Source organism: Bradyrhizobium nanningense, assembly GCF_004114535.1.
Taxonomy (GTDB): domain Bacteria; phylum Pseudomonadota; class Alphaproteobacteria; order Rhizobiales; family Xanthobacteraceae; genus Bradyrhizobium; species Bradyrhizobium nanningense.
Genome location: NZ_LBJC01000031.1, coordinates 199,946 through 224,819, shown reverse-complemented (window position 1 = coordinate 224,819; position 24,874 = coordinate 199,946). Strand labels below are relative to the sequence as shown.

At 63.6% G+C, this 24,874-nt stretch carries 22 protein-coding genes; 21 read left to right on the top strand and 1 reads right to left on the bottom strand.

Features of this window, described 5'->3' with window-relative positions:
- Window positions 1-54 precede the first annotated feature (54 nt).
- From XH84_RS27130 to XH84_RS27085, 10 genes are all read left to right on the top strand, one after another.
- Window positions 55-795: a biotin/lipoate--protein ligase family protein gene (locus tag XH84_RS27130; RefSeq protein WP_245471867.1), complete on the top strand. Its 741-nt coding sequence runs from the start codon at window positions 55-57 to the stop codon at window positions 793-795.
- Window positions 792-1,331 carry a DUF6505 family protein gene (locus tag XH84_RS27125; protein ID WP_128922536.1) on the top strand — a complete coding sequence of 180 codons (540 nt, stop codon included), beginning with the start codon at window positions 792-794 and terminating at the stop codon, window positions 1,329-1,331. Before XH84_RS27130 ends, XH84_RS27125 begins: the two co-directional genes overlap by 4 nt.
- The gene (locus XH84_RS27120; protein ID WP_128922535.1) at window positions 1,328-2,335 is read left to right on the top strand and encodes a DUF6352 family protein; all 1,008 of its coding nucleotides are present in this window, start codon (window positions 1,328-1,330) and stop codon (window positions 2,333-2,335) included. Before XH84_RS27125 ends, XH84_RS27120 begins: the two co-directional genes overlap by 4 nt.
- On the top strand, window positions 2,332-2,847 hold the full coding sequence (locus tag XH84_RS27115) for a DUF3305 domain-containing protein (protein ID WP_128922534.1): 516 nt from the start codon (window positions 2,332-2,334) through the stop codon (window positions 2,845-2,847). Before XH84_RS27120 ends, XH84_RS27115 begins: the two co-directional genes overlap by 4 nt.
- A complete protein-coding gene (locus XH84_RS27110) occupies window positions 2,844-3,455 on the top strand; it encodes a DUF3306 domain-containing protein (RefSeq protein ID WP_128922533.1) in 612 nt (203 codons plus the stop codon). The genes XH84_RS27115 and XH84_RS27110 overlap by 4 nt, the downstream gene beginning before the upstream one ends.
- Window positions 3,456-3,589: 134 nt before the next feature.
- Window positions 3,590-4,366: a molecular chaperone TorD family protein gene (locus XH84_RS27105; RefSeq protein ID WP_128922532.1), complete on the top strand. Its 777-nt coding sequence runs from the start codon at window positions 3,590-3,592 to the stop codon at window positions 4,364-4,366.
- Between the two features lie 29 nt (window positions 4,367-4,395).
- Complete coding sequence (locus XH84_RS27100; RefSeq protein WP_128922531.1) at window positions 4,396-4,614, top strand: twin-arginine translocation signal domain-containing protein; 219 nt, start codon at window positions 4,396-4,398, stop codon at window positions 4,612-4,614.
- A 50-nt stretch (window positions 4,615-4,664) separates the two neighbouring features.
- A complete protein-coding gene (locus XH84_RS27095; protein ID WP_430641965.1) occupies window positions 4,665-7,559 on the top strand; it encodes a formate dehydrogenase subunit alpha in 2,895 nt (964 codons plus the stop codon).
- A gap of 11 nt (window positions 7,560-7,570) precedes the next feature.
- Window positions 7,571-8,167: a formate dehydrogenase FDH3 subunit beta gene (gene fdh3B / locus XH84_RS27090; protein ID WP_007592757.1), complete on the top strand. Its 597-nt coding sequence runs from the start codon at window positions 7,571-7,573 to the stop codon at window positions 8,165-8,167.
- Window positions 8,168-8,207: 40 nt separating this feature from the next.
- Window positions 8,208-9,209, top strand: a complete 1,002-nt coding sequence (locus tag XH84_RS27085) for a formate dehydrogenase subunit gamma (RefSeq protein WP_128922529.1) — start codon at window positions 8,208-8,210, stop codon at window positions 9,207-9,209.
- 25 nt (window positions 9,210-9,234) lie between these two features.
- On the opposite strand, the gene XH84_RS27080 is transcribed toward XH84_RS27085, so the two are convergent.
- Window positions 9,235-9,444, bottom strand: a complete 210-nt coding sequence (locus XH84_RS27080; protein ID WP_128922528.1) for a hypothetical protein — start codon at window positions 9,442-9,444, stop codon at window positions 9,235-9,237.
- Between the two features lie 624 nt (window positions 9,445-10,068).
- Between XH84_RS27080 and XH84_RS27075 the strand changes: the two genes are divergently transcribed.
- From XH84_RS27075 to XH84_RS27025, 11 genes are all read left to right on the top strand, one after another.
- Window positions 10,069-12,291, top strand: coding sequence for a TonB-dependent receptor (locus XH84_RS27075; RefSeq protein WP_128922527.1), 2,223 nt, complete (start codon window positions 10,069-10,071; stop codon window positions 12,289-12,291).
- Window positions 12,292-12,585: 294 nt separating this feature from the next.
- A complete protein-coding gene (locus XH84_RS27070; protein WP_128922526.1) occupies window positions 12,586-13,665 on the top strand; it encodes a HoxN/HupN/NixA family nickel/cobalt transporter in 1,080 nt (359 codons plus the stop codon).
- A complete protein-coding gene (locus XH84_RS27065; protein ID WP_128922525.1) occupies window positions 13,646-15,958 on the top strand; it encodes a TonB-dependent receptor in 2,313 nt (770 codons plus the stop codon). Before XH84_RS27070 ends, XH84_RS27065 begins: the two co-directional genes overlap by 20 nt.
- Before the next feature lie 121 nt (window positions 15,959-16,079).
- Window positions 16,080-17,399 (top strand): DUF3422 domain-containing protein, encoded by a 1,320-nt coding sequence (locus tag XH84_RS27060; RefSeq protein ID WP_128922524.1) that lies wholly within the window; start codon window positions 16,080-16,082, stop codon window positions 17,397-17,399.
- Between the two features lie 66 nt (window positions 17,400-17,465).
- Window positions 17,466-18,482 carry an NADH-quinone oxidoreductase subunit B family protein gene (locus tag XH84_RS27055; protein ID WP_128922523.1) on the top strand — a complete coding sequence of 339 codons (1,017 nt, stop codon included), beginning with the start codon at window positions 17,466-17,468 and terminating at the stop codon, window positions 18,480-18,482.
- Window positions 18,479-19,918 (top strand): nickel-dependent hydrogenase large subunit, encoded by a 1,440-nt coding sequence (locus tag XH84_RS27050; protein WP_128922522.1) that lies wholly within the window; start codon window positions 18,479-18,481, stop codon window positions 19,916-19,918. Before XH84_RS27055 ends, XH84_RS27050 begins: the two co-directional genes overlap by 4 nt.
- Before the next feature lie 197 nt (window positions 19,919-20,115).
- Window positions 20,116-21,207, top strand: a complete 1,092-nt coding sequence (locus tag XH84_RS27045) for a hydrogenase small subunit (protein ID WP_128922521.1) — start codon at window positions 20,116-20,118, stop codon at window positions 21,205-21,207.
- A gap of 29 nt (window positions 21,208-21,236) precedes the next feature.
- On the top strand, window positions 21,237-23,027 hold the full coding sequence (locus tag XH84_RS27040) for a nickel-dependent hydrogenase large subunit (RefSeq protein ID WP_128922520.1): 1,791 nt from the start codon (window positions 21,237-21,239) through the stop codon (window positions 23,025-23,027).
- A gap of 9 nt (window positions 23,028-23,036) precedes the next feature.
- Complete coding sequence (gene cybH, locus XH84_RS27035) at window positions 23,037-23,780, top strand: Ni/Fe-hydrogenase, b-type cytochrome subunit (RefSeq protein WP_128922519.1); 744 nt, start codon at window positions 23,037-23,039, stop codon at window positions 23,778-23,780.
- 17 nt (window positions 23,781-23,797) lie between these two features.
- The gene (locus XH84_RS27030) at window positions 23,798-24,376 is read left to right on the top strand and encodes a HyaD/HybD family hydrogenase maturation endopeptidase (protein ID WP_128922518.1); all 579 of its coding nucleotides are present in this window, start codon (window positions 23,798-23,800) and stop codon (window positions 24,374-24,376) included.
- Window positions 24,377-24,401: 25 nt separating this feature from the next.
- Entirely contained in the window at window positions 24,402-24,698 is a 297-nt protein-coding gene (locus XH84_RS27025) for a HypC/HybG/HupF family hydrogenase formation chaperone (protein WP_128922517.1), read from the top strand.
- The last annotated feature ends 176 nt before the right edge of the window (window positions 24,699-24,874 follow it).

The window sequence follows — 24,874 nt, the reverse complement described above, 5'->3', positions numbered from 1 at the left end:
ACATTATCCATCGGGAAGAAAAGGAAAGCGGAGGACGGCCTGCCGTCGACCCCAGTGAGCCATGTTTCCCTGGCGGAACCGATTCACCTGCCGCCGCCGTTCACATTGGTGCGGCTGCGCGAGAGTGGCGACGCTTTTGCCCACGCATGCCGCATTGCACCGGAAAGCGGCGCCGGCACGCTCGTCTATGTCGGCCGCTTCGACCTCGCGGAGTTCGCCGTCGTGCTCGAGCCGGCCGAGCCCTTGCGCAGCGCGCGGCGTGCGTTTTACGCCGGCATGGTCGCTCTCACCGATGCGCTTCGCGCCTATGCGCCCCCGAGCAAGCCGATCACGATCGGCTGGCCGGATGCCGTCAGGATCGACGGCGGGCTGGTCGGCGGCGGACGCATGGCTTGGCCTTCCGATGCCGACGAGGATGCGCCGCCGCCGTGGCTGGTGTTCGGCGCCATGATCCGGACAATTGCCATGAGCGATGATGATCCCGGCGTTCACCCGCTGGTCTCGGCACTGGATCACGAAGGCTTTGGCGAGGTCGGCGCCGCGCAGATCACCGAGAGCTTTGCCCGGCACCTGATGCTGGCGCTCGATAGCTGGCGGGTTGATGGCTTTGATAGCCTTGCGCGCGATTATCTCACCCGGATGCCGCGTGAAAGGCAGACGATTCAGCGCATCGACGATCGCGGCGATGTTCTGACACGCCGCATCGGAACGGATCGGGTCGAACGAAGCGATCTCATGCAGGCGCTCGCGACGCCGTCCTGGCTTGATCCCTCCCTTGGAGGACCGCGCCTGTGAAGCTCCTGCGCACCATCGCGCTCGATCCCTCCGATACCTTCGTGTTCGACGTGGCCGCGGAGCCGGGCGAATGGGCCGTCTCCGGCGCGTTCCGCTTCTGGGATCGCGACGGCGCCCGGCTCGAGGGCAAGGAGCGAGCGGCGTTTCGCGGCGGCTTCCTCGGGGTGCAATCCTGGGGCTGGTCGACATTGGCGCAGATCGTTCCGGCCACCGCGGACGACTACCATGGTTTGATCGATCTCCTAGCCGGGCAGCTCGTCGACCGCTTCGGCGCGCCGGATATGCCTGTTGCCAAGATGGCTGCGGAAGAGGAGGTCGCATTCGCGCAGTCGCTCTGCAGCCATCCGATCAGCTCGCTTATTGCAGTGCACCGGACCTCAAGCGATGGCGAGGTGCGCGAGTCCTTCCGCCGCCTGCAGCTCCGCGAAGGGCAGGGGCATAGCAAGGCGTTCTCGTTCATGGAAATGGAGGACGACGTCGAGCCCGGCGGCGCTCTCAAGCTTGCGGATCTGGGCCGGGAGCCAACCGTCAGATGAACGATTTCTGGATCGCGTGTGGCCATCACCTGCTCGATCGCGACGAGGGCGGCGGGCTCCGCGTCACCGATGAGTTCCTCAAGGCCTATTTTGCCCGTCCAGAACTGATGCCGCCGGAGGACGCGTGCCCCGTCGAACGCCGGCTGCACCGCGAGCTGCTCGCCGAGCCGCGTCGCATGGTCAGCGCGGAGGAAGTCGCCGCGATCGTCGATGCCGATGCGAGGGAGAATTGGCGCTTCGTGCTGGCGTTTCGCGATCTCCTGGTGCGGCATCCGACGCTCGAAGCCGCCTATCTTGCATCGGTACGGTCCGGAGCGAACGATCTGCCGCCGCTGTTCGTCAACCAGCTCGTGCACGTCATCCTGCGGAATGCGCTCGACGGTTGCGACGACCCGTTCGTGCTGCGCGCGGCCGAGCTGTTCTTCCGGATCCAGCGCATCCTGCCACATGAGCAGGCCCTGTTGCTCGGCGACGAGGAGATTGTCGGCGGCCGGAGCCCGACCCCGGTGCTCTCTCTGATGTCGATGCTGGGGGCGGCCCTTGATGCGACGATCGAGGTGTTGAGCGAGGAGAATGCGCAGGCCTATTGGCAGCGCAGCGACCAGTTCGACATGGCTCTCGACCTCACGCCCGATGGGCGTGGACCCGCGGCGCTGGCTCTGGCGATGACGCGTTGGGTATCCCATCTGCTCGGTATCAACGTGACGATCGAGCCGCTGCGGGCGCTGCAGGACGCCAAGCTGAGCTGGTATGTCGGGCTCGACGCCGACGCCACCAGGCTCGGCGACCGTCTTTGGCGCGGCGAAGAACTCGACGAGCGGACCGCGGACCGCGTGCTCGCGCTGTTCCGGCTGACCTTTGCGGATTCCAGCCACGCGCTCGACGATGTCGGGAATGAGCCCGTCTACTTGATCCTGTCGATGACGCCCGATCAGAAGCTTCGGTTGAAGCCGCAGAATCTGCTGACCGGGCTGCCGGTGAAACGTCTGGAGATGGCGACATGAGCCCTGCTGCGCTGCCGTCCCTCTCGATTCCTGTCGGCGTCGTGGTCGAGCGGCGCAAGGCGGCCTCGCCTTGGGCCGATTTCGTCTGGCGCGGGATTGCCGTCCTGCCGGACGAGCCGGCCACAACACCCTGGACGGTGCTTCGCGAGCAGGACGACACGACCCTGTTCTATGCCGGAAGCGCCGCCATCGAACTTTATCCGTCCGAAACGGCGCGCTATCGTGACAATCTGGCTTCAAGCAATCCAAGCCTGTGGACTGTGCTGACGCCATCGGAAGGCGTCTGGCCCTATGCGGTTGCGGCGGTGACCGCCGATCCTGCGGAGGGCGAGGGCTTTACCGAAGCCGCCGACAATCTCGTCGAGGCGGTGCCGATGCCGGAGGCCCTGCTTGAGGTCATTGAAAAGTTCGTTGCCGAGCATCATGTCGAGCGGGAGTTCGTCAAGCGTACGCGGCGCCGAGCCGACCCGGAGGCGTTGGCGCGGCGCGAACATGAAGGCGGACAGGAATGAGCGAGGAGGAGTTCCTTTCGCGTTGGTCCCGCCGCAAGCGCGAATCGCGAGCGGAGCCGGCGAAGCCTGCCGAGGCACAGCCCACGCCCGCGTCCGAGAGCAGGGACGTCGAGAGCGAGTTTGACCTCTCCAGCCTGCCGTCGATCGACGACATCAACGCGGTGACCGACATCACTGCCTTCCTGAGCAAGAATATTCCCCGGGAATTGAGCCGTGCGGCTCTTCGCCGCGCCTGGGCGACCGATCCCGCCATTCGCGACTTCATCGGGCTTGCGGAGAATGCATGGGACTTCAACGACCCGACGGCGATGCCGGGCTTTGGACCCCTCGATTGCTCCTCGGAGGAATTGGCCGCGCTTGTCGATCGCGTCGTCGGCGGGGTGCGTGAGGCGGTCGAGTCTCTCCCAGAGGCGTTGATTGAAGCAGTGGATTCCCCCGTGGAATTGCATCAAGCGGATGCGACGGTCGCATCCGATGCTGTCGAGCAGTCGAACGCGACGGAATGCGCGGCAAGCCCTGCTGCAGTGCAACCGACGGTCTCAGGCAGATCTGCGGATCTTGCGGAGCCCGTCGGGCCCCGCACCCACGGTGGTGCACTGCCGCGCTGAGCAGCACGACCAAAGGCTATAGGTCCGGGCTATGGGCGGCAATTGACCAGCTCTGGAACCGGGATTACGCTCCCCTAGTGCTTTGAAACAAAGACAATAATCAAGCAGACGGGACTCTTGGATGGGAGGTCCACGTGCGTGATGACGGGCTCGAACGCGCGATCGGTGCCGCAGGCGGCATAGCTCAGCTTGCGCGGAAAATCGGCATCAGCCAGCCCTCCATCTCGAACTGGACCCGCGTGCCCGCACAACGGGTGATTGCAGTCGAAACCGCGACGGGTGTTCCCCGCAACGACTTACGGCCCGATCTCTACGAACAGGCCACGCCCGCAGAACTGGTCGACCCCGTCGATGCCGCGCGTGCGCAGGAATACGCGCTGCTGGCGACACTGCTGTCTGCGCCTCCGTCGAAACGTCTGCTCGATCGGCTCGCTGCGCTGGCCGGTGACGCGACGCCGCTCGGGCGTGCGCATGCGGCGCTGGCCGATGCCGCCGCGAGCGCGGTCGCAGCGCAAGTCGAGCGGCAGTATTTCGATCTGTTCGTCGGGCTGGGCCGTGGCGAATTGTTGCCCTACGCCTCCTATTACCTGACAGGTTTTCTGAACGAACGGCCCTTGTCGCGCCTGCGCGCGGATCTGACGCGCCTCGGCATTGAGCGGATTGCCAACAATTCCGAACCTGAGGATCACGCCGCCATCCTGTGCGAGACCATGTCGGGTCTTGCCGACGGCAGCTTCAATGCTTCGCCCGAGGCGCAGCACGCGTTCTTCGAAAAGCATGTGTCACCTTGGATGGGGCGGTTGTTCGCCGACATGGAGAGTGCCGGCAACGTCCACTTCTATCGGGCGGTCGGCGCGGTCGGCCGCACCTTCATCGAGATCGAGACGGAAGCATTCACATTCGCCAACTGACCGAGGTGCCTTGGTCCAGGAGAGATGCGATGAGTGACGAGACGAAAGCAAAGGTCGGACGCCGCGACTTCCTTCGCAAGGTCGGCATCGGCACGGTCGGCGCCGGCGCGACGCTTGCGACGCCGCTCGTCGGGTCCGCGCAGGCGGACAGCGAAAACAACGATGAAAAGCGCAAGGCCCGCTACAAGGAATCCGATCACGTGAAGACGTATTACCGCGTCAATCGTTATCCGGCCAAGGGAGGCTGACCGTGCTGATCAAGCGAACATACCAGCATTCCCTGCGCCGGGGCTCCGTCATGGAGTCTCTTGCGGGACAGGCCGGCGGTCTCGACCGCCGCAGCTTCCTGCGCAAATCCGGTGTTGCCGGCGGCGCGCTTGCTGCGCTTGGTACCATGCCGCTCGGCAGCGTGCGTAAGGCGGAAGCAGCCAAGGCCGGTCCGCTCACCGAAGGCGCGACCATCCGCAAGAGCATCTGCACGCATTGCTCGGTTGGCTGTACGGTGACTGCCGAAGTCTTGAACGGCGTATGGATCGGCCAGGAGCCCAGCTGGGATTCGCCGATCAATCGAGGCTCGCATTGCGCCAAGGGCGCGTCGGTGCGCGAACTCGTGCACAGCGAGCGGAGGCTGCGCTATCCGATGAAGCTCGTGGGCGGGCAGTGGACACGCGTGTCCTGGGACACCGCGATCAACGAGGTCGGCGACAAGCTTCAAGCCGTACGCGAGAAGTCGGGCCCCGATTCCGTCTATTGGCTCGGCTCGGCCAAGATGACCAACGAAGGCGCCTACCTGTTCCGCAAGCTCGGCGCGTTCTGGGGGACCAACAACACCGATCACCAGGCTCGCATCTGCCATTCGACTACCGTCACCGGCGTCGCCAATACCTGGGGCTACGGCGCGATGACCAACAGCTACAATGATATCCGCAATGCGAAGACACAGGTCGTCTTGGGCGGCAATCCGGCCGAAGCGCATCCGGTATCGCTGCAACATCTGCTCGAGGGCAAGGAGCTGCAAAAGGCCAACTTTGTCGTCATCGACCCGCGCCTGACGCGCACGGCCGCGCATGCAACCGAATATGTGCGGATGCGGCCGGGCACCGACATCCCGGTGCTCTACGGCATGATGTGGCACATTCTCCAGAACGGGTGGGAGGACAAGGAGTTCATCCGTCAGCGCGTCTACGGTTTCGACGACATCAAGAAAGAGGTTGAGAAGTGGCCTCCGGAAGAAGTCGAGCGCGTCACCGGCATTCCCGGCGAGCAGCTCAAGCGCGTCGCCAAGATGTTCGCCACCGAGAAGCCGGCAACCCTCATCTGGGCCATGGGCCAGACCCAGAAGACCGTCGGCACCGCCAATGTGCGGGCGAGCTGCATCGCGCTCCTGATGACCGGCAATGTCGGTAAGGCCGGCGCTGGCGCCAACATCTTCCGCGGCCATGACAACGTGCAGGGTGCGACCGATGTCGGGCTCGATATCGTCACGCTGCCGTTCTACTACGGCCTCGCCGAAGGCGCCTGGAAGCATTGGTCGCGGGTCTGGGAGGTCGACTACGACTTCCTGAAGTCCCGCTTCGACTCCAAGCAGATCATGGAAACCCCGGGCATTCCGCTGACCCGTTGGTTCGACGCGGTGACGCTGCCCAAGGATCAGGTCGCGCAGAGAGATAATGTGAAGGCGGTGTTCGTGCAGGGACACGCCTCCAACAGCATCACCCGCATTCCTGAGTCCCTCAATGGTCTGAAGGCGCTCGAGCTGCTCGTCATTGCCGACCCGCATCCGACGACCTGGGCCTCGCTCGCCGTCGAGGCGGGCCGCAAGGATGGCGTCTACATTCTGCCGGTCGCCACCCAATTCGAATGCAAGGGGTCCCGCGTCGCCTCCAACCGCTCGCTGCAATGGGGCGAGCAGATCGTGAAGCCAATCTTTGAATCGAAGGATGATCTCGAGGTCATCTACCTGATGGCGAAGAAGCTCGGTTTCGCCGACCAGATGTTCAAGAAAATCAAGGTCGAGAACAATCTTCCTGAAGCGGAGGATGTGCTGCGCGAGATGAACCGCGGCAGCTGGTCGACCGGCTATTGCGGGCAATCGCCCGAGCGCCTCAAGGCGCACATGAAGAACCAGGCCAAGTTCGATATGCTATCGATGCGGGCACCGAAGGACGATCCCGAGGTCGGAGGCGACTATTACGGTCTGCCCTGGCCGTGCTGGGGGGCACCGGAGGTCAAGCATCCCGGCACGCCGCTGCTCTACAACACCAATCTGCACGTGATGGACGGCGGCGGCACGTTCCGGCCGCGGTTCGGCATCGAGCGCGAAGAGAAGTTGCCGGACGGCACGACCCGGAAGGTGAGCCTGCTGGCGGACGGCTCGTACTCGTTGGGGTCGGGAATTCAGGACGGCTACCCGGAGTTCACGCTGGCGAGCCTGAAGAAGCTCGGCTGGGACACCGAGCTCACCGAAGCGGAAATAGCTGTGATCAACAAGGTCAATCCGGCCAATCCGGACGCGGTGTCGTGGGCGCTCGACCTGTCGGGCGGGATCCAGCGGGTGGCGCTGGCCCATGGCTGTGTGCCTTACGGCAACGGCAAGGCACGCATGAATGCCTTCGGCTTGCCGGATCCGATTCCTGTTCACCGCGAGCCGATCTACACGCCGCGCGTCGACCTCGTCGCCAAATATCCGACGCTGCCCGACGCCAAGCAGTTCCGCATGCCCAATATCGGGTTCTCCGTGCAGAAGGCGGCGGTGGAGAAGGGGATTGCAAAACAGTTCCCGCTCATCCTGTCGTCCGGCCGCCTGGTCGAATATGAGGGCGGCGGCGAGGAGACCCGAACCAACCCGTGGCTCGCTGAATTGCAGCAGGACATGTTTATCGAGATCAATCCTGCCGATGCCGCCGAGCGCGGTGTCAAGGACGGTGGCTGGGTTTGGGTCACCGGTGCCGAGAACAATTCCAGGGCGAAGATGAAAGCGCTCGTCACCGAGCGCGTGGGCAAGGGCGTTGCCTGGATGCCATTCCACTTCGGCGGCTGGTTCGCAGGCAAGGATCTTCGCGGCAATTACCCGAAGGGCACCGACCCGATCGTGCTCGGCGAAAGCGCCAACACGATCACGACCTACGGATACGACCCCGCGACGGGCATGCAGGAGCCCAAGGTCACTCTCTGCCAAATCGCGGCGGCTTAGGAGTAACGACGATGGCTCGGATGAAATTTCTCTGCGACGCCGATCGCTGCATCGAGTGCAACGCCTGCGTCACCGCCTGCAAGAACGAGCACGAGGTGCCATGGGGCATCAACCGGCGCCGCGTCGTCACCATCAACGACGGCAAGCCGGGCGAGCGATCGATCTCGATGGCCTGCATGCACTGCACGGACGCGCCCTGCGCGGCCGTGTGCCCGGTGAACTGCTTCTACACCACCGCCGACGGCGTCGTGCTGCATTCCAAGGATCTCTGCATCGGCTGCGGCTATTGTTTCTACGCCTGCCCGTTCGGTGCTCCGCAATATCCGAAGGTCGGCAACTTCGGCTCTCGCGGCAAGATGGACAAATGCACCTATTGCGCCGGCGGCCCCGAGGCCGACGGCAGCAAGGAGGAATACGAGAAATACGGCGCGAACCGGCTGGCCGAAGGCAAGCTGCCGCTGTGTGCCGAAATGTGCTCGACCAAGTCGTTGCTTGCAGGCGACGGCGAGATCATCGCGCAGATCTACAAGGAGCGCGTCATGAAGCGCGGCTATGGCTCGGGCGCATGGGGCTGGAAGACCGCATATCGCGAGACAATCGAGTCCTGACATGGGCAGTCGAAGGGCGCGCAATACCGGGGAGGACGTCATGGCGTCGTTTGGAAGGTTCATTCGTCTGGCGCTGGGCGCCTTCGCGCTGCTTCTCTTGGTCGTGGCGGTGCCCGCGAGCGCACAACAGGTCAATCCGACGGCAAGCTCGGTCAAGGAGCAGCAGCTTCTGCAGGAGTTCAACCGGATTCAGGGACGCGTCAGCATTCCCGATCAACGTTCCGGCGTTCTCGAGCAGCCGCAGGGCCGTGAGTGGCGGGAATTCCGCAACGTGACGCTGCGTTGGATCGGTGGCATTGCCATCCTCGGCATGATTGCGGCCATCGTGATCTTCTATCTGACCGTCGGGATGGTGCGTCTTGAAGCCGGACGGTCGGGGCGCACCATCGTGCGCTTCAACGCGTTTGAGCGTTTCGTGCACTGGCTGACGGCAACCTGCTTCATCGTCCTGGCGATTTCCGGGCTGAACATCACGTTTGGCCGGCCGTTGCTGTTGCCGCTGATCGGCTTCGAGGCTTTCTCGGAATGGTCGCAATGGGCGAAGTTTGCCCACAATTATCTGAGCTTCCCGTTCACTCTCGGTGTCATTCTGATTTTCCTGATGTGGATCGGTGGCAATATCCCGAACAAGGTGGATGTCGAGTGGGCGAAGCGCGGCGGGGGCTTGATCGGGCATGACCATCCGCCGGCCTATCGCTTCAACGGCGGCCAGAAGATGATCTACTGGATCGTCGTGATCGGCGGCGGGCTGGTCGCGACGAGTGGCTATGCGCTGATGTTCCCGTTCTACGGGACGGGAATCGAGGGCATGCAAATGGCCCAGATCGTCCACTCGATCGTGGCGGTCCTGTTTGTTGCGGCGATGATCGCGCACATCTATATCGGCACCATCGGGATGGAAGGTGCGTTCGAGGCCATGGGCTCGGGCGAGGTCGACGTCAACTGGGCTCGCGAGCACCACAGGCTCTGGCTCGACGAGCAGAACGCGCGAACCGGGCCGAACGACGGACAACCGCAGCCTGCAACCGCCGCGGCGGAGTAGGACGCGCAGCCTGAAGCGGCCGGCCTTATGGTGCCGGCTCTTTGCCAAACAAGACGGAGCGGTCCTGGATGTCCTGTTCGGGCAGCCGGGCCGTTTGACCTGTCTGCATGTCCTGAATGGACGCCATGCCGCTCTGACCGGAGCGGAGCAGGGCATGCGATTTGAGTATAGTGCTGGCTGCACCGGCCAGAACCAGGGCTGCAATGAGCGAGAGCATGAGGCGTTTCACGCGCATCTCCGTCTGTCATTTCCACCCGGCACGACGAATACATCCGGATTGTCCTTTTGGATGTGAGCCACTTCACAGCCATCGGTTCCATGTTCGTTGAGACGTCCAACATGCTCCGCACGTCGCATGAGGATTCGAGCTTGCGATGCAGACGAAAGCCAACTCGAATTCACGGCAGACAAGCGTCGAATGCCGGACTTGAGCTCCAGCCTCAGAGGAGGTCGCTCAGGCTGAGAGCGAGAGAGACCATTCTTGACGATCGCGCTCTCTATTCTCTCTGCCAAATTTCAACAGCACTGATTGGAATTGTTTGAAAAACGCTTTGGAATCTTTCCAGATTTTAGCTGCGCCACATCGCGGATGATCGAGACATTCTAAATCGCTGCGCACGCATTTGCGTTGCCGTCACGCGAGCGTCTTCCTAAAGAGGCGATGCAGATTGCTGGCAATCGGATGTGGCTGACAAGACAAAAGCCACCAACGCGAAGTGCGAGCCTGCAAAGAAGTTGAATGACGGGCCATGCGCGTCGAGCTCGGATGCGAAGAGGGGATCTTCGATCCGTGATCGCCGCTGGCTGCGCGTGAGCCGCTTCACGGCGACCACGTGCATTGAGGAAGGGCTTCCTTGAAATGCGACGTACGGGTGGGGTTGGTGCGGTGGCTCGCTTTGCTGCGGCGCTGGTAGGTGGTGTGGCGTTGCTGGCGTGGTTCGGATCGCCTGCTCGATCTCAAGCACCGCAAGGCGGCAACTCCCTTCCACCGGTGACTGTCGAAGCGCCGGCCAAACAGTCGGCCCGCCGTGCGCCACCCAGGCGAAACGACGCCCGGGCCCGATCGACGCCGCGGCGCGCCCCGCAGGCCCCAACCGTCACCGTGCAATCGCAACCGAGTGTCGTTCCCACCTTTGCCGGCGGTCAGGTCGCGCAAGGCGCGCGGCTGGGACTACTCGGAAATACCAGCACGATGAAGTCGCCGTTCAACGTGACGAGCTACACGGAAAAGTTCATTCGGGATCAACAGGCGGCAACGGGTGCGGACGCCTTGATCCTCGATCCATCGGTGCGAAGTTCCCACCCGACGGGCGGCGTGGTGGACTCCTTCAACATTCGTGGATTTCCGATCAACGAAGGCAACAACGGTGAATTCGCCTTCGAGGGCCTTTATGGAATAGCGCCGACATATCGCATCTTCACGGACTACGTCGAGCGCATCGAGGTGCTCAAAGGTCCCTCAGCCGCGCTCTCCGGCATGGCGCCCAATGGCGGCGTCGGCGGGGTCATCAACGTCGTGCCCAAACGTGCGGAGGAGGACCTGACCCGCCTGACCGCAAGCTACGGTTCGGCTGCACGCTTTGGCGGTCACTGGGACGTTGCGCGGCGCTACGGCGACGGCAAGGAATGGGGTGTACGGGCCAGCGGGAGCCTCCGCGACGGCGACACGCCCATCGATCGTCAATCCGAGACGACGGGTGTCGGATCGCTGGCTCTCGACTATCGGGGGGAACGGTTCAGGTCCTGGCTCTATCTGATCGCGCAGACCGACCGGTTCGATGCTCCGTCGCGTCCCTTTCTGATGGCTCCCGGCCTGCAGGTGCCAAAGGCGCCGGACGGCCGGCTGAACGTGACCCAGCCCTGGGAATGGTCGCGCATCAACGACCAATCCGCCTTGCTGCGGACCGAATACGATGTCAGCGATCAGGTCACGCTGTTTGCGGATGTCGGCGGCTCCAGGACCAATGTCGAGCCGTTCTTCGGTCTTCCGACGATCGTCAACACGCGCGGCGACACCACCTCGACGCCCCAGTTCTTCGGACTCAGCATCGATCGAACCACCTATGATGGCGGCCTTCGCGCTCGCTTCGATACCGGCTTCGTCCATCACGCCGTCGCCTTCCAGGCCTCGGTCTATCATGACGCTCTGTACCGGCGGCTGACCAATGGCAGCCTGGTCGGGTCGAACATCTACGATCCGACCGTTGCGCCGACCCAGTTCGCCAACGAGATCAGCGATCGCCCGCGGCTCTCGGACAGCGAACTCACGGGGCTCTCGATCGCCGACACCTTGTCCGTGCTCGACGAGCGGGCGCTGTTGACTTTGGGTGTCCGGCGCCAGGGCATCGAGGCGAACAACTACCTGTCCAATGTCGGGACGCTGACGTCGTCCTATGACAAGAGCGCGGTCACCCCGGTGGTCGGCCTCGTCGTCCGGCCTCTGGACAATGTCTCTCTTTACGCGAACTACGTCGAAGGTCTCGCGAGGGGCGACGTTGCTCCTCAGAACGCGTCCAATTTCGGCGAAGTGCTGCAACCCTACGTCGCCAAGCAGTACGAGGCCGGCATCAAGGTGGACTTCGGCCGGATCGCGACCACCTTCAGCGCCTTCGAGATATCGAAGGCGAGCGGCGAACTGTCCGCCGGGCGTTTCGCGGCGACAGCCGAACAACAAGTCCGCGGGCTCGAGCTCAACGTCTACGGCGAGCTCATGCCGGATGTTCGTGTTCTCGGAGGCGTTTCGCTGCTGGATGGCACCCTGACGAAGACGGCCGTTGCGGCCAATGTGGGCAACACGCCAATCGGCGTTCCGAGCATCCAGGCCAATATTGGCGTGGAGTGGGACCTGCCGTGGATGAGAGATCTTACTTTGAATGGAGCCGTCATCTACACCGGCAGGCAGTTCATCGACACCGCGAACAAGCAGCCGATCCCTGATTGGACACGGCTCGATCTCGGCGCCCGTTACACCACGGCGATCAACGGCAGGAAGACGGTCTTCCGCGCAAACATCCAGAATGTGACCGGTGAGAGCTACTGGTCCAGCGTGGCCTCGTTCGGAACCTTCTTCCTGGGTCGATGACTGTGGACATGTGAACCACCTGCGCGCCTTCGTGAAGGCGCGGTGGTGGAAGCAGTTGGCGGCAACGCATCCGCGGACCGTCAACTTGGTCGGCAAAGTGGATAGTTGCTTGCCAATCGAAGCACCGCATGCCGCTCCCGCACCCGTGCGGAGGGCGACCAAAAATCCCCCATTGAATCAATGAGGTGACTTTCCTTTCCGTGTGCCTTTCGGCCGCCAGGTTGAAAGTGGCGCGGCTCTTGCTCTTGCCAGTATGAGGGTTCTTGATAAACGTCATACTGCGGGATGAGGCGGATGGAGCAAGCGGTGAGGCGGAGTTTGCGGGCGATCGAATCCGGCACGATGGTGCTGTTCGGCGGGCTCGTTGCCGCCAACATCGCCGCATGGGTTTGGGCCTTCGCCCTGTTCGGTGACCGGCCGACGGTGCTGGCGACTGCGCTGCTGGCCTGGGTGTTCGGTCTGCGCCACGCCGTCGATGCCGATCACATCGCCGCCATCGACAATGTCGTGCGCAAGTTGATGCAGGCAGGTGGCGCGCCGCAAAGCGTCGGCCTCTATTTTGCGCTCGGCCATTCCACAATTGTCGTGGTCGCGACCATATTGCTTGCGTTCGGCGTGGTCAGCCTTGGCGGCGACAGCCTGCTCAGGGAGATCGGCGGCCTCATCGGCACATCGGTGTCGGCGCTGTTCCTGCTCGTGATCGCGGCCATCAATCTCGTCATTTTCACCGGCCTGTGGCGGACGTTTCGCGCCGCACGGGAGCAGGGTGTTCACGACGCCGAAGGGCTCGAGGCGCTGCTCGCCAATCGCGGCTTCCTCGCGCGACTGCTCGGGCCGCTATTCCGCCTGGTCACAAGACCCTGGCACATGTATCCGCTCGGATTCCTGTTTGGGCTCGGCTTCGACACGGCGACCGAGATCGGCCTGCTCAGCATCTCTGCGACCGAAGCCGCGCGCGGCGCTTCGGTTGCAGATATCCTGGTTTTCCCTGCGCTGTTCGCCTCCGGCATGGCGCTGGTCGACACTGCCGATTCCGCGCTGATGGTGAGCGCCTATCGATGGGCGTTCGTCGATCCCCTGCGAAAGCTCTGGTACAACCTCACGATCACCGGTGCCTCGGTGACGGTTGCCCTGTTGATCGGCGGCATCGAGGCGCTCGGGCTCGCCGCCGACCGTCTCGGCCTGTCCGGGGGCGTGTGGACGCTGGTCGACGGTCTCAACGAGTCGCTCGCCAATGTCGGCTTCGCCGTGATCGCGCTGTTCGCGATCGCCTGGTTCGTCTCGGTCGTGCTCTATCGTCGCATCTTCGAGGGCGGTCGGCACCCCGCTGCAACGGAGGCTCTGGAATGCGCCGATGCGACCGAAGCGGCGTGAGCCCGGTCGTGGCGGCGGCGCGCTGACGGCACTCTCGGCTCTGGTCCTGCTCGCGGATGACGGCCGCGCCTTCGCGCAGAGCAGCCCTACCTCACGCGAGCTGCCGGCGATCCAGATCGATGGCAGCGAAACGCCGAGGCGCAAGAGGCCAGTTGCACCGCGCCGCACCGCCAGGCCGCCCGCGGCCGGCCACCGCATCTTTGTGTATCCAGCGGCAGCGCAGGCCTCGGATGTGCGCAGCGTTGCCGCGGGTGCAAAGGACCAGCCTGGCATGGCCAGCGAGATCACCATCTCTGGCGAAAAGCTCAACGCCCACCCTTTCATACGGCCGGGCGAAGCGCTCGAAGCCGTGCCGGGCCTCATCGTGACGCAGCATTCCGGCGAAGGCAAAGCCAACCAGTATTTCTTGCGCGGCTACAATCTCGACCATGGGACCGACCTTGCCATCACCGTCGACGGCGTCCCCGTCAACATGCGCACCCACGCGCACGGCCAGGGCTATGCCGATCTCAACTGGCTGATTCCGGAAACGATCGCCGAAGTGGATGTGCGCAAGGGTCCGTACTTCGCCGACGAAGGCGATTTCGCCTCGGTCGGCAGCGTCCATGTCGGTTTGATCGACCGCACCAAGGGACTGGCGCAGGTCACCGCCGGCAGCTTCGGCTATCGCCGTCTGCTCGGCATGGACTCCGCCAAGGTTGGTGATGGTGCGTTGCTCGTGGCCGGCGAGATCGGCACCTACAATGGCCCGTGGGACAATCCGGACAATGTGCGGAAGCTCAACGGTCTCGTGCGCTACAGCCAGGGCACCGCGACCGATGGCGTGTCCGTCACCGGCATGGCCTACGCGAACACATGGAATTCCACCGATCAGGTGCCGCTGCGCGCCATCACGGGCGGCTTGCTCGATCGGTTCGGTTCGGAAGACCCGAGCGACGGCGGCAACGCCAACCGTTTCGCACTGTCAGGCCGCATCGCGCAGACTGACGAGGTCGGTTCGTGGAGAGCAAACACCTATGTGGTGAAGAGCCAGCTCGATCTCTTCAACAACTTCACCTATTTCCTCAGCGATCCCGTGCTCGGCGATCAGTTTCACCAGCACGACGATCGCCTGATGGCAGGCGCCAACATCTCGCGCACGCTGGACAGTTCGTTTGCCGGCCTGCCGATGCAGACCACCTTCGGCCTGCAATCGCGCTATGATGCGATCGATCTCGCGCTCACCAACACCCTCCGGCGCGGCTTTCTCTCCAACGTCCGCGGCGACAAGGTCGGCGAGGGCAGCGTCGGCCTCTATGCCGAGAATACCGTGCGCTGGACTGACTGGCTTAGAACGACAGTGGGGTGGCGCGGCGACTATTATGCCGCCGACGTCACGTCGCGGTTCAATGCCAACAATTCGGGCCGAATTGATGCCGCGCTCGGCAGCCCGAAATTCAGGATGATGCTCGGCCCATTCAATCAGACCGAGTTCTTCCTCGGCGCCGGCTACGGCATGCACTCCAACGACGCCCGCGGCGCGACCACGACGGAGGATCCCCGCGATCCCGTGACGAGGCTGACGCCATCGCCGCTGCTGGTGCGGACCAAGGGGGCGGAGGTCGGCGTGCGCAGCAGGATCGTTCCCGGCCTGGATAGCTCGCTCAGCGTCTTCATCCTGGATCAGGATTCCGAAATCCTGTTCTCCGGCGACGCCGGCGACACGTCGGCGACCCGCGCCAGCCGCCGCTACGGCTTTGAATGGACCAACCATTATCGGCCGAGATCGTGGATCGACATCGACGCCGATCTCGCCATGACCCATGCGCGCCTCCGCGGCTATGACAGCGAGCAGGCGGCGGTCTATGTCTCGCTTGCCGGCTATCCCGAGGCGCAAGTAGGCAACGCGCCCGGCAACTACGTTCCGAACGCGCCGGCGATGGTGGCATCGGCCGGCATCACGCTCGGCGAGAAGACCGGCTGGTTCGGAACCTTGCGCTGGCGCTATCTGGCATCGAGCCCGCTGACGGAGGACAACGCGTTCCGCTCCTCTGCGATCAGCATCTTCAACGGCCGTCTTGGCTATCGCATCGACAATGGTTGGCGCCTCCAGCTCGACGTGTTCAACCTTTTCAACACGAAGGCGAACCAGATCACCTATGCCTATCGATCGCTGCTCAAGACCGATACGCTCTATAACCTCTGCACGTCAGGCACCGCGCCAACTTCAGTCTGTCAGAATGGCGTGATGGACTACGTGCTGCATCCCGTGGAGCCGTTGACGGTTCGGGTCACCATCGCCGGGGCGTTCTAGCTTTGCTTGGGTCGCAGGTGGTTTCCGCCATCCTGGGATTGCTAGAACATGGGTGTGTTGTGGTAGTGAACGGTCAGGTTGGCGGCACATCGCGGCCTGAAAGCGTAGCAGGGAACCGTCGATGAACCGTGACCTCGATCTCGCCAACTTTGAATTGCATCCGCAACGTGGCGCGGTGCTGGCCGAGGTGCATGCTCGCCCTTTCACCCGGTTGACGGCGCCGGTCACTGTGCTCCGCTTTGCTTTTCTCAGCCAGGGCGAGGTCGCTGCCGCGGACCGGCAGAAGTTCGTGGCGTTCTGTTTGTCGCACGGGCAGGCGCCGCCGGACGCCGGGACCAAGCATCACCAGGTGACGATCGATGCGGCTCAGCTGCGCTGGGAGCAACATTCGGAGTTCAGCACCTTCACCTGGATCCTGGGCGGTTCCGAGACGTCCGCTCGCCGGTTCGGCGAGATCGGCGAGGAGTCCGCCGCGCTGATCCGGTCGCTGCGGCAGTCCGGCCAGTTGCTGGTGGCGGTCAAGCTCGAGGTCGAGCAGACCTCGGCGGCCCTGGAACGTGCGCAGCAGCTGTTCGAAAGAGGCAGCCTCGCCGTCGCCGCGGTGCGCAGCGGACCCGCGGTCGTCGCATCCGATTTTCGCACGGACGATCAGGGCTTCGTTCGTATCCTTGTTTGCAACGACGGTTTGTCGCCGGGGCGGCTCGGCGCCCTCGTGCAGCGCGTGCTGGAGATCGAGACCTATCGCACGCTGGCGCTGCTCGGTCTGCCTGCTGCGCTCGAGCTTTCGCCTTCCGTCGATCATATCGGCCGGCGGCTCGTCGAGGTGCTCGAGGAGATGCAACGCGCCGAAGACCTCCAGCTCAACAACCATCTCTTGACGGAACTGACCGCATTGGCGGCTTCGCTCGAAAAGGGCGCGGCCGGCAGCCTGTTTCGGTTCGGCGCCAGTCGGGCCTACAACGAGATCGTGCAGGCTCGCCTCGCCGTAATCGAAGGCGGCGAGATCGCGGGCTATCCGACCTGGTCCTCCTTCCTCGCCCGCCGGATGGCACCCGCGATGCGCACCTGTGCGACGATGGAGGACCGGCAGGCCGACCTGTCGATCAAGCTCGCGCGCGCGGCCGACTTGTTGCGGACACGCGTCGACGTCGAGCTCGAGGAGCAGAATCGCGACCTGCTGCGCTCGATGAACGACCGCACCCGGTTGCAATTGAGGCTTCAGAGCACGGTCGAAGGCTTGTCGGTGGCGGCCATCGGTTACTACGTCGTCAGCCTGTTCGGCTATCTCGCCAAGGGCGCCCATGACGGCGGCCTGCATGTCGAGCCTTCGCTGGCAACCGCAATCTTCGTGCCGATCGCCGTCGCCGTGATCTGGATCGTCACCCGCAATATCCGCAGGCGGCACTTGAAGCATGACGAAGCATCCGGCGCTCACGACTGAGGCGCGAACGAGCCTCTTGCGCTTCGTCGATGAGCGGTTGAAGCTAGGGCGACCGGGAGACATCAGATGAGCCGATCCGATGCAATGACCAACGTGCTTTGGCTGCAGGGCGCCAGTTGCGGTGGCTGCACCATGTCGATCCTCGAAAGCGGCGCCTCCGGCTGGTTCGACGAACTCCGTCAGTTCGGCGTCAATCTGCTGTGGCATCCGTCCGTCAGCGAGGAGACCGGCGAGGAGGCGGTCGAAATCCTGCAATCCGTGCTCGAGGGCAAGGTACGGCTCGACCTTCTCCTGCTGGAAGGGTCCGTCGCTCGTGGACCGAGTGACACCGGCCGCTTCAACATGCTCGCGGGCACCAACCGTTCCGTCTATCGCTGGATGCTGGATCTCGCGCCGCACGCCGGCTATGTGATCGCGGTCGGAAGTTGCGCGGCCTATGGTGGCGTACCGGCCGCAGGATCGAATCCGACCGATGCCGTCGGCCTGCAGTTCGAGGGAACCGATAGTGGTGGCGCGCTGGGGGCGGCGTTCCGCTCCCGGCTCGGTCTTCCCGTCATCAATGTCGCCGGCTGTGCGCCGCATCCGGGCTGGATGATGGAAACCATCTTGGCACTGACCACCAAGGATATCGCAGCGAGCGATCTTGACGGATACGGGCGGCCGAAATTCGTCGCCGATCATCTCGCCCATCATGGCTGCTCCCGCAACGAGTTCTACGAGTTCAAGGCCAGTGCGGAGACCATGTCGGAGCGCGGCTGCCTGATGGAGCATCTCGGGTGCAAGGCGACGCAGGCGGTGGGCGACTGCAACCAGCGCTCCTGGAACGGTGGCGGCTCCTGCACCAAGGGCGGCTATGCCTGCATCGCCTGCACGTCGCCGGGGTTCGAGGGCGCCCAGAACTTCTTGCAGACCGCGAAGCTCGCCGGCATTCCGGTCGGCTTGCCGACCGACATGCCGAAGGCCTGGTTCGTCGCGCTCGCCGCATTGTCGAAGTCCGCGACGCCGCGACGCGTGCGGCTGAATGCAACCGCCGATCATATCGTTGTGCCGCCGGGCCGCGCGACGACCAAGACCAAGCCATGACACGGATCACGATCGGCCCGTTCAACCGCGTCGAGGGCGATCTCGAAGTTCGGCTCGACGTCGAGAGCGGACGTGTCATGCGCGCCGAGGTGACGGCGCCGCTCTACCGCGGGTTCGAGCAGATTTTGGAGGGGCGCCCCCCGCTTGACGCGCTGGCGCTGGCGCCGCGGATCTGCGGCATCTGCTCGGTCTCGCAATCGGTGGCCGCAGCCGCGGCCCTGCGCGACGCCATGGCGATTGAGGCCGTGCCCAATGGATTGCTCGCCACCAACATCGCGCATGCCGCGGAGAACGCGGCCGACCACCTGACCCATTTCTACATCTTCTTCATGCCGGACTTTGCCCGCGAAGCCTACGCCAGGCATGACTGGCACGCGGCGACGCGCGAGCGCTTTGCCGCGACCCGCGGCAGCGCGGCGCGCGACGCCTTGCCGGCGCGGGCGCGGCTGCTCGAGACCATGGGCATCATCGCCGGGAAATGGCCGCATAGCCTCGCGTTCCAGCCCGGCGGCACGACGCGCGCCATCGATCTCGGCGAACGCGTCCGGCTGCTGTCGATCGCGACGGCGTTCCGAAGCTTCCTCGAGCGCATCGTGTTCGCGGATTCGCTGGAGAATGTGCTGGCGATTGCCAGTGCGGACGAGCTCGATCGTTGGCGTGATGGCCGCGGCGGCGACTTTGCCCATTTCCTGCGGCTTGCGGACAGTCTCGCGTTGAGCAAGCTCGGCAGGGGCACGGGCCTGATGATGAGCTACGGCGCCTATCATGGCATCGACGGCGAGTTGTTTCCGCGCGGCCTGTTCGGCCCGCGCGCTGCGATCGAGCCGCTGCCTCTGGCGCAGATTACGGAAGATGTCTCGCACGCCTGGATGCGGGATTCCTCCGCGGATCCCGCCCACAGCAGCACGGTCCCCGATCCCGACAAGCCGGCTGCCTATAGCTGGTGCAAGGCGCCGCGGCTGTCCGGTCAGCCGATCGAGGTCGGCGCCATCGCGCGCCAGACGGTGGCGGGACAGGCGCTGATTGCGGATCTCGTATCGGTCAGCGGGACCAATGTGCGCAACCGCGTGATCGCGCGGCTGATCGAAACGGCGCGCATCGCGCTTGCCATGGAGCAGTGGACGCGCGCGCTCCGCCTATCGGAGCCGTTCTGCCACAATTCACGCGACATCCCCAACGGCAGCTATGTCGGATTGGTCGAGGCCGCGCGCGGCAGTCTCGGGCACTGGATGGCGGTACGGGACGGCAGGATCGAGCGCTACCAGATCATTGCACCGACCACCTGGAATTTTTCGCCGCGCGATTCCTTCGACGTTGGCGGGCCGCTGGAGCAGGCGCTGGTCGGCACCGATGTCGGCGATGCCGGCGCGCGCGCGGTTGCGATCCAGCACATCGTGCGTTCGTTCGATCCCTGCATGGTGTGCACCGCGCACTAGCCGGAAACTTTCTTGCCGACTGCAAATCGAGTTGTTTCCGCTTCTCGTCCTTTTGGTGTCCTTCCCACCAGCCGTGAGAGCAATTCCAATACGTAACGTTTTGGAATCTCTCTACATTTGAATCGCTCCAGGCTGTTGGCCTGCTTCTTGCTGTCTTTGGCGTCATCGAAAAGTCAAAGCCGAAGGCGGGAGGATTCATGGGCACGGCGACGGAAACGTTTTACAGCGTGATCAGGCGGCAAGGCATCACGCGGCGGAGCTTTCACAAGTTCTGCAGCCTGACGGCGACGAGCCTCGGGCTCGGGCCGCTGGCGGCGAGCCGCATCGCGAACGCGCTCGAGACCAAGCCGCGCGTACCCGTCATCTGGATGCATGGGCTCGAATGCACCTGCTGTTCGGAGAGCTTCATCCGGTCCGCGCATCCACTGGTGAAGGATGCGGTGCTGTCGATGATCTCGCTCGACTATGACGACACCATCATGGCGGCGGCGGGCCACCAGGCGGAAGCCATTCTCGATGAGACCCGCGCCAAGCACAAAGGCCAGTACATCCTCGCGGTGGAAGGCAATCCGCCGTTGAACGAGGGCGGCATGTTTTGCATCGACGGCGGCAAGCCGTTCGTCGAGAAGCTGAAGTTGATGGCCGAGGACGCGATGGCGATCATCGCCTGGGGCGCCTGCGCGTCCTGGGGCTGCGTGCAGGCGGCAAAGCCAAATCCGACGCAAGCAACGCCGATCGACAAGGTGATCACCAACAAGCCCATCATCAAGGTGCCGGGATGCCCCCCGATCGCCGAGGTGATGACCGGTGTCGTCACCTTCATCACCACCTTCGGCAAATTGCCCGAGCTCGACCGCCAGGGGCGGCCGAAGATGTTCTACTCGCAGCGCATTCACGACAAGTGCTACCGGCGGCCGCATTTCGATGCCGGCCAGTTCGTCGAGGAATGGGACGACGAGGCCGCTCGCAAGGGCTACTGCCTCTACAAGATGGGCTGCAAGGGCCCGACCACCTACAACGCCTGCTCGACCGTGCGCTGGAACGGCGGCGTCTCGTTCCCGATCCAGTCCGGTCATGGCTGCATCGGCTGCTCGGAGGACGGCTTCTGGGACAAGGGCTCGTTCTACGACCGTCTCACCACCATCAAGCAGTTCGGCATCGAGAAGAACGCCGATCAGATCGGCATGGCGGCCGCCGGCGCGGTCGGTGCCGCGGTGGCCGCACATGCGGCAGTGACGGCGGTGAAGCGGCTCGCGTCGAAGCGCGAAGACGTCGACCACAACAGCTGAGCAAAGAGACACACTAGGGTAGGGCAATCATGGGCATCCAGACTCCCAACGGCTTCAATCTCGACAATTCCGGCAAACGCATCGTCGTCGATCCAGTGACCCGTATCGAAGGTCACATGCGGGTCGAGGTCAACGTCGATGCCGACAACGTCATCCGCAACGCGGTCTCGACCGGCACGATGTGGCGCGGCATCGAGGTGATTCTGAAGAACCGTGACCCGCGCGACGCCTGGGCGTTCACCGAGCGGATCTGCGGCGTCTGCACCGGCACGCACGCGCTGACATCGGTGCGCGCGGTCGAGAACGCGCTCGGAATCACCATTCCGGAGAATGCCAATTCGATCCGCAACCTGATGCAGCTCGCCCTGCAGGTGCACGACCACATCGTCCATTTCTATCACCTTCACGCGCTGGACTGGGTCGATGTCGTCTCCGCGCTCTCGGCGGACCCGCGCGCGACCTCGACGTTGGCGCAGTCCATTTCGAACTGGCCGCTGTCCTCACCCGGCTACTTCAAGGATTTGCAGACCCGGTTGAAGAAGTTCGTCGAGTCCGGGCAATTGGGACCGTTCAAGAACGGCTATTGGGGCAGCAAGGCCTACAAGCTGCCGCCTGAGGCCAACTTGATCGCCGTGGCGCACTATCTTGAAGCGCTCGATTTCCAGAAAGATATTGTCAAGATCCATACCATCTTCGGCGGCAAGAACCCGCATCCGAACTGGCTCGTCGGGGGTGTGCCCTGTCCGATCAACGTCGACGGGACCGGCGCGGTCGGCGCCATCAACATGGAGCGGTTGAACCTGATCTCCTCGATCATCGATCGCCTGATCGAGTTCAACGAGATGGTCTATCTGCCCGACGTGGCGGCGATCGGCTCGTTCTACAAGGACTGGCTGTATGGTGGCGGCCTGTCCGGCAAGAGCGTGCTCTCTTATGGCGACGTGCCCGAGCATGCCAACGACTATTCCGCCAAGAGCCTGAAGCTGCCGCGCGGGGCCATCATCAACGGAAATCTGTCCGAGGTGTTTCCGGTCGATCACGCCAATCCGGATGAGATCCAGGAATTCGTGGTGCACTCCTGGTACAAATATCCTGATGAGACCAAGGGCCTGCATCCCTGGGACGGCGTCACCGAGCCCAACTACGTGCTGGGCGCCAATGCGAAGGGCACCAAGACCGCGATCGAGCAGCTCGACGAGGCCGGCAAATATTCGTGGATCAAGGCGCCGCGCTGGAGGGGACACGCCATGGAGGTCGGTCCCCTGGCGCGCTGGATCGTCGGTTACGCGCAGAACAAGGCCGAGTTCAAAGATCCCGTCGACAAGTTCTTGAAGGATCTGAACCTGCCGACGTCGGCGCTGTTCTCGACGCTCGGCCGCACCGCGGCGCGCGCGCTGGAATCCGTCTGGGCCGGCCGCCAGATGCGCTACTTCCAGGACAAGCTCGTCGCCAACATCAAGGCCGGCGATTCTTCGACCGCCAACGTCGACAAATGGAAGCCGGGGAGCTGGCCCAAAGAGGCCAAGGGCGTCGGTTTCACCGAGGCGCCGCGCGGCGCGCTCGCGCACTGGATCAAGATCAAGGACACCAAGATCGACAATTACCAGTGCGTGGTGCCGACCACCTGGAACGGCTCGCCGCGCGATCCCAAGGGCAACATCGGTGCCTTCGAGGCGTCGTTGATGAACACGCCGATGGTCAATCCGGAGCAGCCGCTCGAGATCCTGCGCACGATCCATTCTTTCGATCCGTGCCTTGCCTGTTCGACTCACGTCATGAGCCCGGACGGCCAGGAACTCGCCAAGGTCAAGGTCAGGTAGGAGGAAGCCATGATGGACGCCATTGCTCCCGGCCCGGACACAGGGCCGGATCTCGCGGCGCTCGCAGCCGATGCTTCCGGAGAACGGGCGGTGGGCCGACCCACCGTCTATGTCTACGAAGCGCCGGTGCGGATCTGCCACTGGGTGAACGCGTTCTCGATTCTCGTGCTGATGGTGACCGGTTATTTGATTGGAACGCCGCTGCCGACGGTCGCAGGCGAGGCGTCCGACAACTTCGTGATGGGCTACATCCGCTTCGCCCATTTCGCCGCCGGACAAGTGCTCGCGGTCTTCTTCCTCACGCGTATCCTGTGGGCCTTCGTCGGCAATCACCACTCCCGGCAGATCTTCTACCTTCCGGTTCATCGCAAGCAGTTCTGGAAGGAAGTGCTGCATGAGATCCGCTGGTACGCGTTTCTTGAGCGGGAGCCGAAGATGTATGTCGGCCATAACCCGTTGGCGCAAACCGCAATGTTCACGGGTTTCACGCTGTTCGTGGCCTTCATGATCGTCACCGGCTTTGCGCTCTATTCGGAAGGCGCGGGGATCGACAGCTGGCAGCACAAGCTGTTCGGCTGGGTGTTTGCGATCTGGCCGAACAGCCAGGACGTTCACACCTGGCACCATCTCGGCATGTGGGCGCTGGTCGTGTTCGTGATGGTGCACATCTACGCCGCGGTCCGCGAAGACATCATGTCGCGCCAGAGCATCATCTCCTCGATGGTCTCCGGCGAGCGGCAATTCCGCGATTGAAAACGGGAACCTGACCGATGCCGACATCTTCGCAACGCGACCGCATCCTGGTGCTCGGCATCGGCAATATCCTATGGGCCGACGAAGGCTTCGGCGTGCGCACGGTGGAGGAGTTCCACCGCCGCTATGCCGTGCCTGACAACGTCACCATCCTCGACGGCGGTACGCAAGGTCTCTACCTCGTGAACTATCTGGAAGAGGCCGACCGCCTGATCGTGTTCGACGCCATCGACTATGGCCTCGAGCCCGGTGAATTGAAGCTGGTGCGCGACGACGAGGTTCCGCGTTTCACCGGAGCCAAGAAAATGAGCCTGCATCAGACCGGTTTCCAGGAAGTGATCAGTGCGGCCGATCTGCTCGGCAGATGCCCGAAGCAACTGGTGCTGATCGGCTGCCAGCCGCTCGATCTCGAAGACTGGGGCGGGCCGCTGACGCCTCCAGTGCGCGACCAGATCGCGCCCGCGATCGATCTGGCCTGCCAGATATTGGCCGAGTGGGACGTCACGGTGAGCCGCCGCAGCGTGCCGTTGGCGGACACCGAGCGGTTGCTCGCCAATGACATCGACCACGCCAATTACGAGATGCGGCTGGCCTGACCGGCTGGCCTTTGGAGAAAGCGCGATGTGCCTCGGCCTGCCGATGACGATCGTCGAGACCGACGGAACGTCGGCGCTGTGCGAATTTCGCGGCGAGCAGCGCCGCGTCTCCATGTTGCTGCTCTCCAATCCGCCGGCCGGCGCGCATGTGCTCGTCTTTATCGATACCGCGATCCGGCTTCTGGAAGAGGACGAGGCGCGCCTGATTGGCGCTGCGATCGACGGGCTTGGTGCCGCGCTCGACGGCGAGGATTGCGACCGCTTCTTCGCGGACCTGATCGACCGCGAGCCGCAACTGCCCGCTCATCTCCGGTCGGAATAAACGAACCTCCTTTAGCTGTGACCGCCCCTCCGCCGCCGGATCGGTCTCGCGGCGCCGAGGCGCTGCCTGGAAGTCATCTTTCCAGCTGCCAAGATAGATTCCATCCAGATCGGAAAGTAGCTTATCATTGATGGATGTGCGGTTCCGGGCGCCTGAGAATCAATGATCTAAATCAA

Bases quoted from the DNA above. Each gene is read 5' to 3' on its own strand.
- XH84_RS27120 (WP_128922535.1), top strand. From the start codon at position 1,328: ATGAACGATTTCTGGATCGCGTGTGGCCATCACCTGCTCGATCGCGAC.
- XH84_RS27115 (WP_128922534.1), top strand. From the start codon at position 2,332: ATGAGCCCTGCTGCGCTGCCGTCCCTCTCGATTCCTGTCGGCGTCGTG.
- XH84_RS27110 (WP_128922533.1), top strand. From the start codon at position 2,844: ATGAGCGAGGAGGAGTTCCTTTCGCGTTGGTCCCGCCGCAAGCGCGAA.
- XH84_RS27100 (WP_128922531.1), top strand. From the start codon at position 4,396: ATGAGTGACGAGACGAAAGCAAAGGTCGGACGCCGCGACTTCCTTCGC.
- XH84_RS27095 (WP_430641965.1), top strand. From the start codon at position 4,665: ATGGAGTCTCTTGCGGGACAGGCCGGCGGTCTCGACCGCCGCAGCTTC.
- fdh3B (WP_007592757.1), top strand. From the start codon at position 7,571: ATGGCTCGGATGAAATTTCTCTGCGACGCCGATCGCTGCATCGAGTGC.
- XH84_RS27085 (WP_128922529.1), top strand. From the start codon at position 8,208: ATGGCGTCGTTTGGAAGGTTCATTCGTCTGGCGCTGGGCGCCTTCGCG.
- XH84_RS27080 (WP_128922528.1), bottom strand. From the start codon at position 9,444: ATGCGCGTGAAACGCCTCATGCTCTCGCTCATTGCAGCCCTGGTTCTG.
- XH84_RS27075 (WP_128922527.1), top strand. From the start codon at position 10,069: ATGCGACGTACGGGTGGGGTTGGTGCGGTGGCTCGCTTTGCTGCGGCG.
- XH84_RS27070 (WP_128922526.1), top strand. From the start codon at position 12,586: ATGGAGCAAGCGGTGAGGCGGAGTTTGCGGGCGATCGAATCCGGCACG.
- XH84_RS27065 (WP_128922525.1), top strand. From the start codon at position 13,646: ATGCGACCGAAGCGGCGTGAGCCCGGTCGTGGCGGCGGCGCGCTGACG.
- XH84_RS27060 (WP_128922524.1), top strand. From the start codon at position 16,080: ATGAACCGTGACCTCGATCTCGCCAACTTTGAATTGCATCCGCAACGT.
- XH84_RS27055 (WP_128922523.1), top strand. From the start codon at position 17,466: ATGAGCCGATCCGATGCAATGACCAACGTGCTTTGGCTGCAGGGCGCC.
- XH84_RS27050 (WP_128922522.1), top strand. From the start codon at position 18,479: ATGACACGGATCACGATCGGCCCGTTCAACCGCGTCGAGGGCGATCTC.
- XH84_RS27045 (WP_128922521.1), top strand. From the start codon at position 20,116: ATGGGCACGGCGACGGAAACGTTTTACAGCGTGATCAGGCGGCAAGGC.
- XH84_RS27040 (WP_128922520.1), top strand. From the start codon at position 21,237: ATGGGCATCCAGACTCCCAACGGCTTCAATCTCGACAATTCCGGCAAA.
- cybH (WP_128922519.1), top strand. From the start codon at position 23,037: ATGATGGACGCCATTGCTCCCGGCCCGGACACAGGGCCGGATCTCGCG.
- XH84_RS27030 (WP_128922518.1), top strand. From the start codon at position 23,798: ATGCCGACATCTTCGCAACGCGACCGCATCCTGGTGCTCGGCATCGGC.
- XH84_RS27025 (WP_128922517.1), top strand. From the start codon at position 24,402: ATGTGCCTCGGCCTGCCGATGACGATCGTCGAGACCGACGGAACGTCG.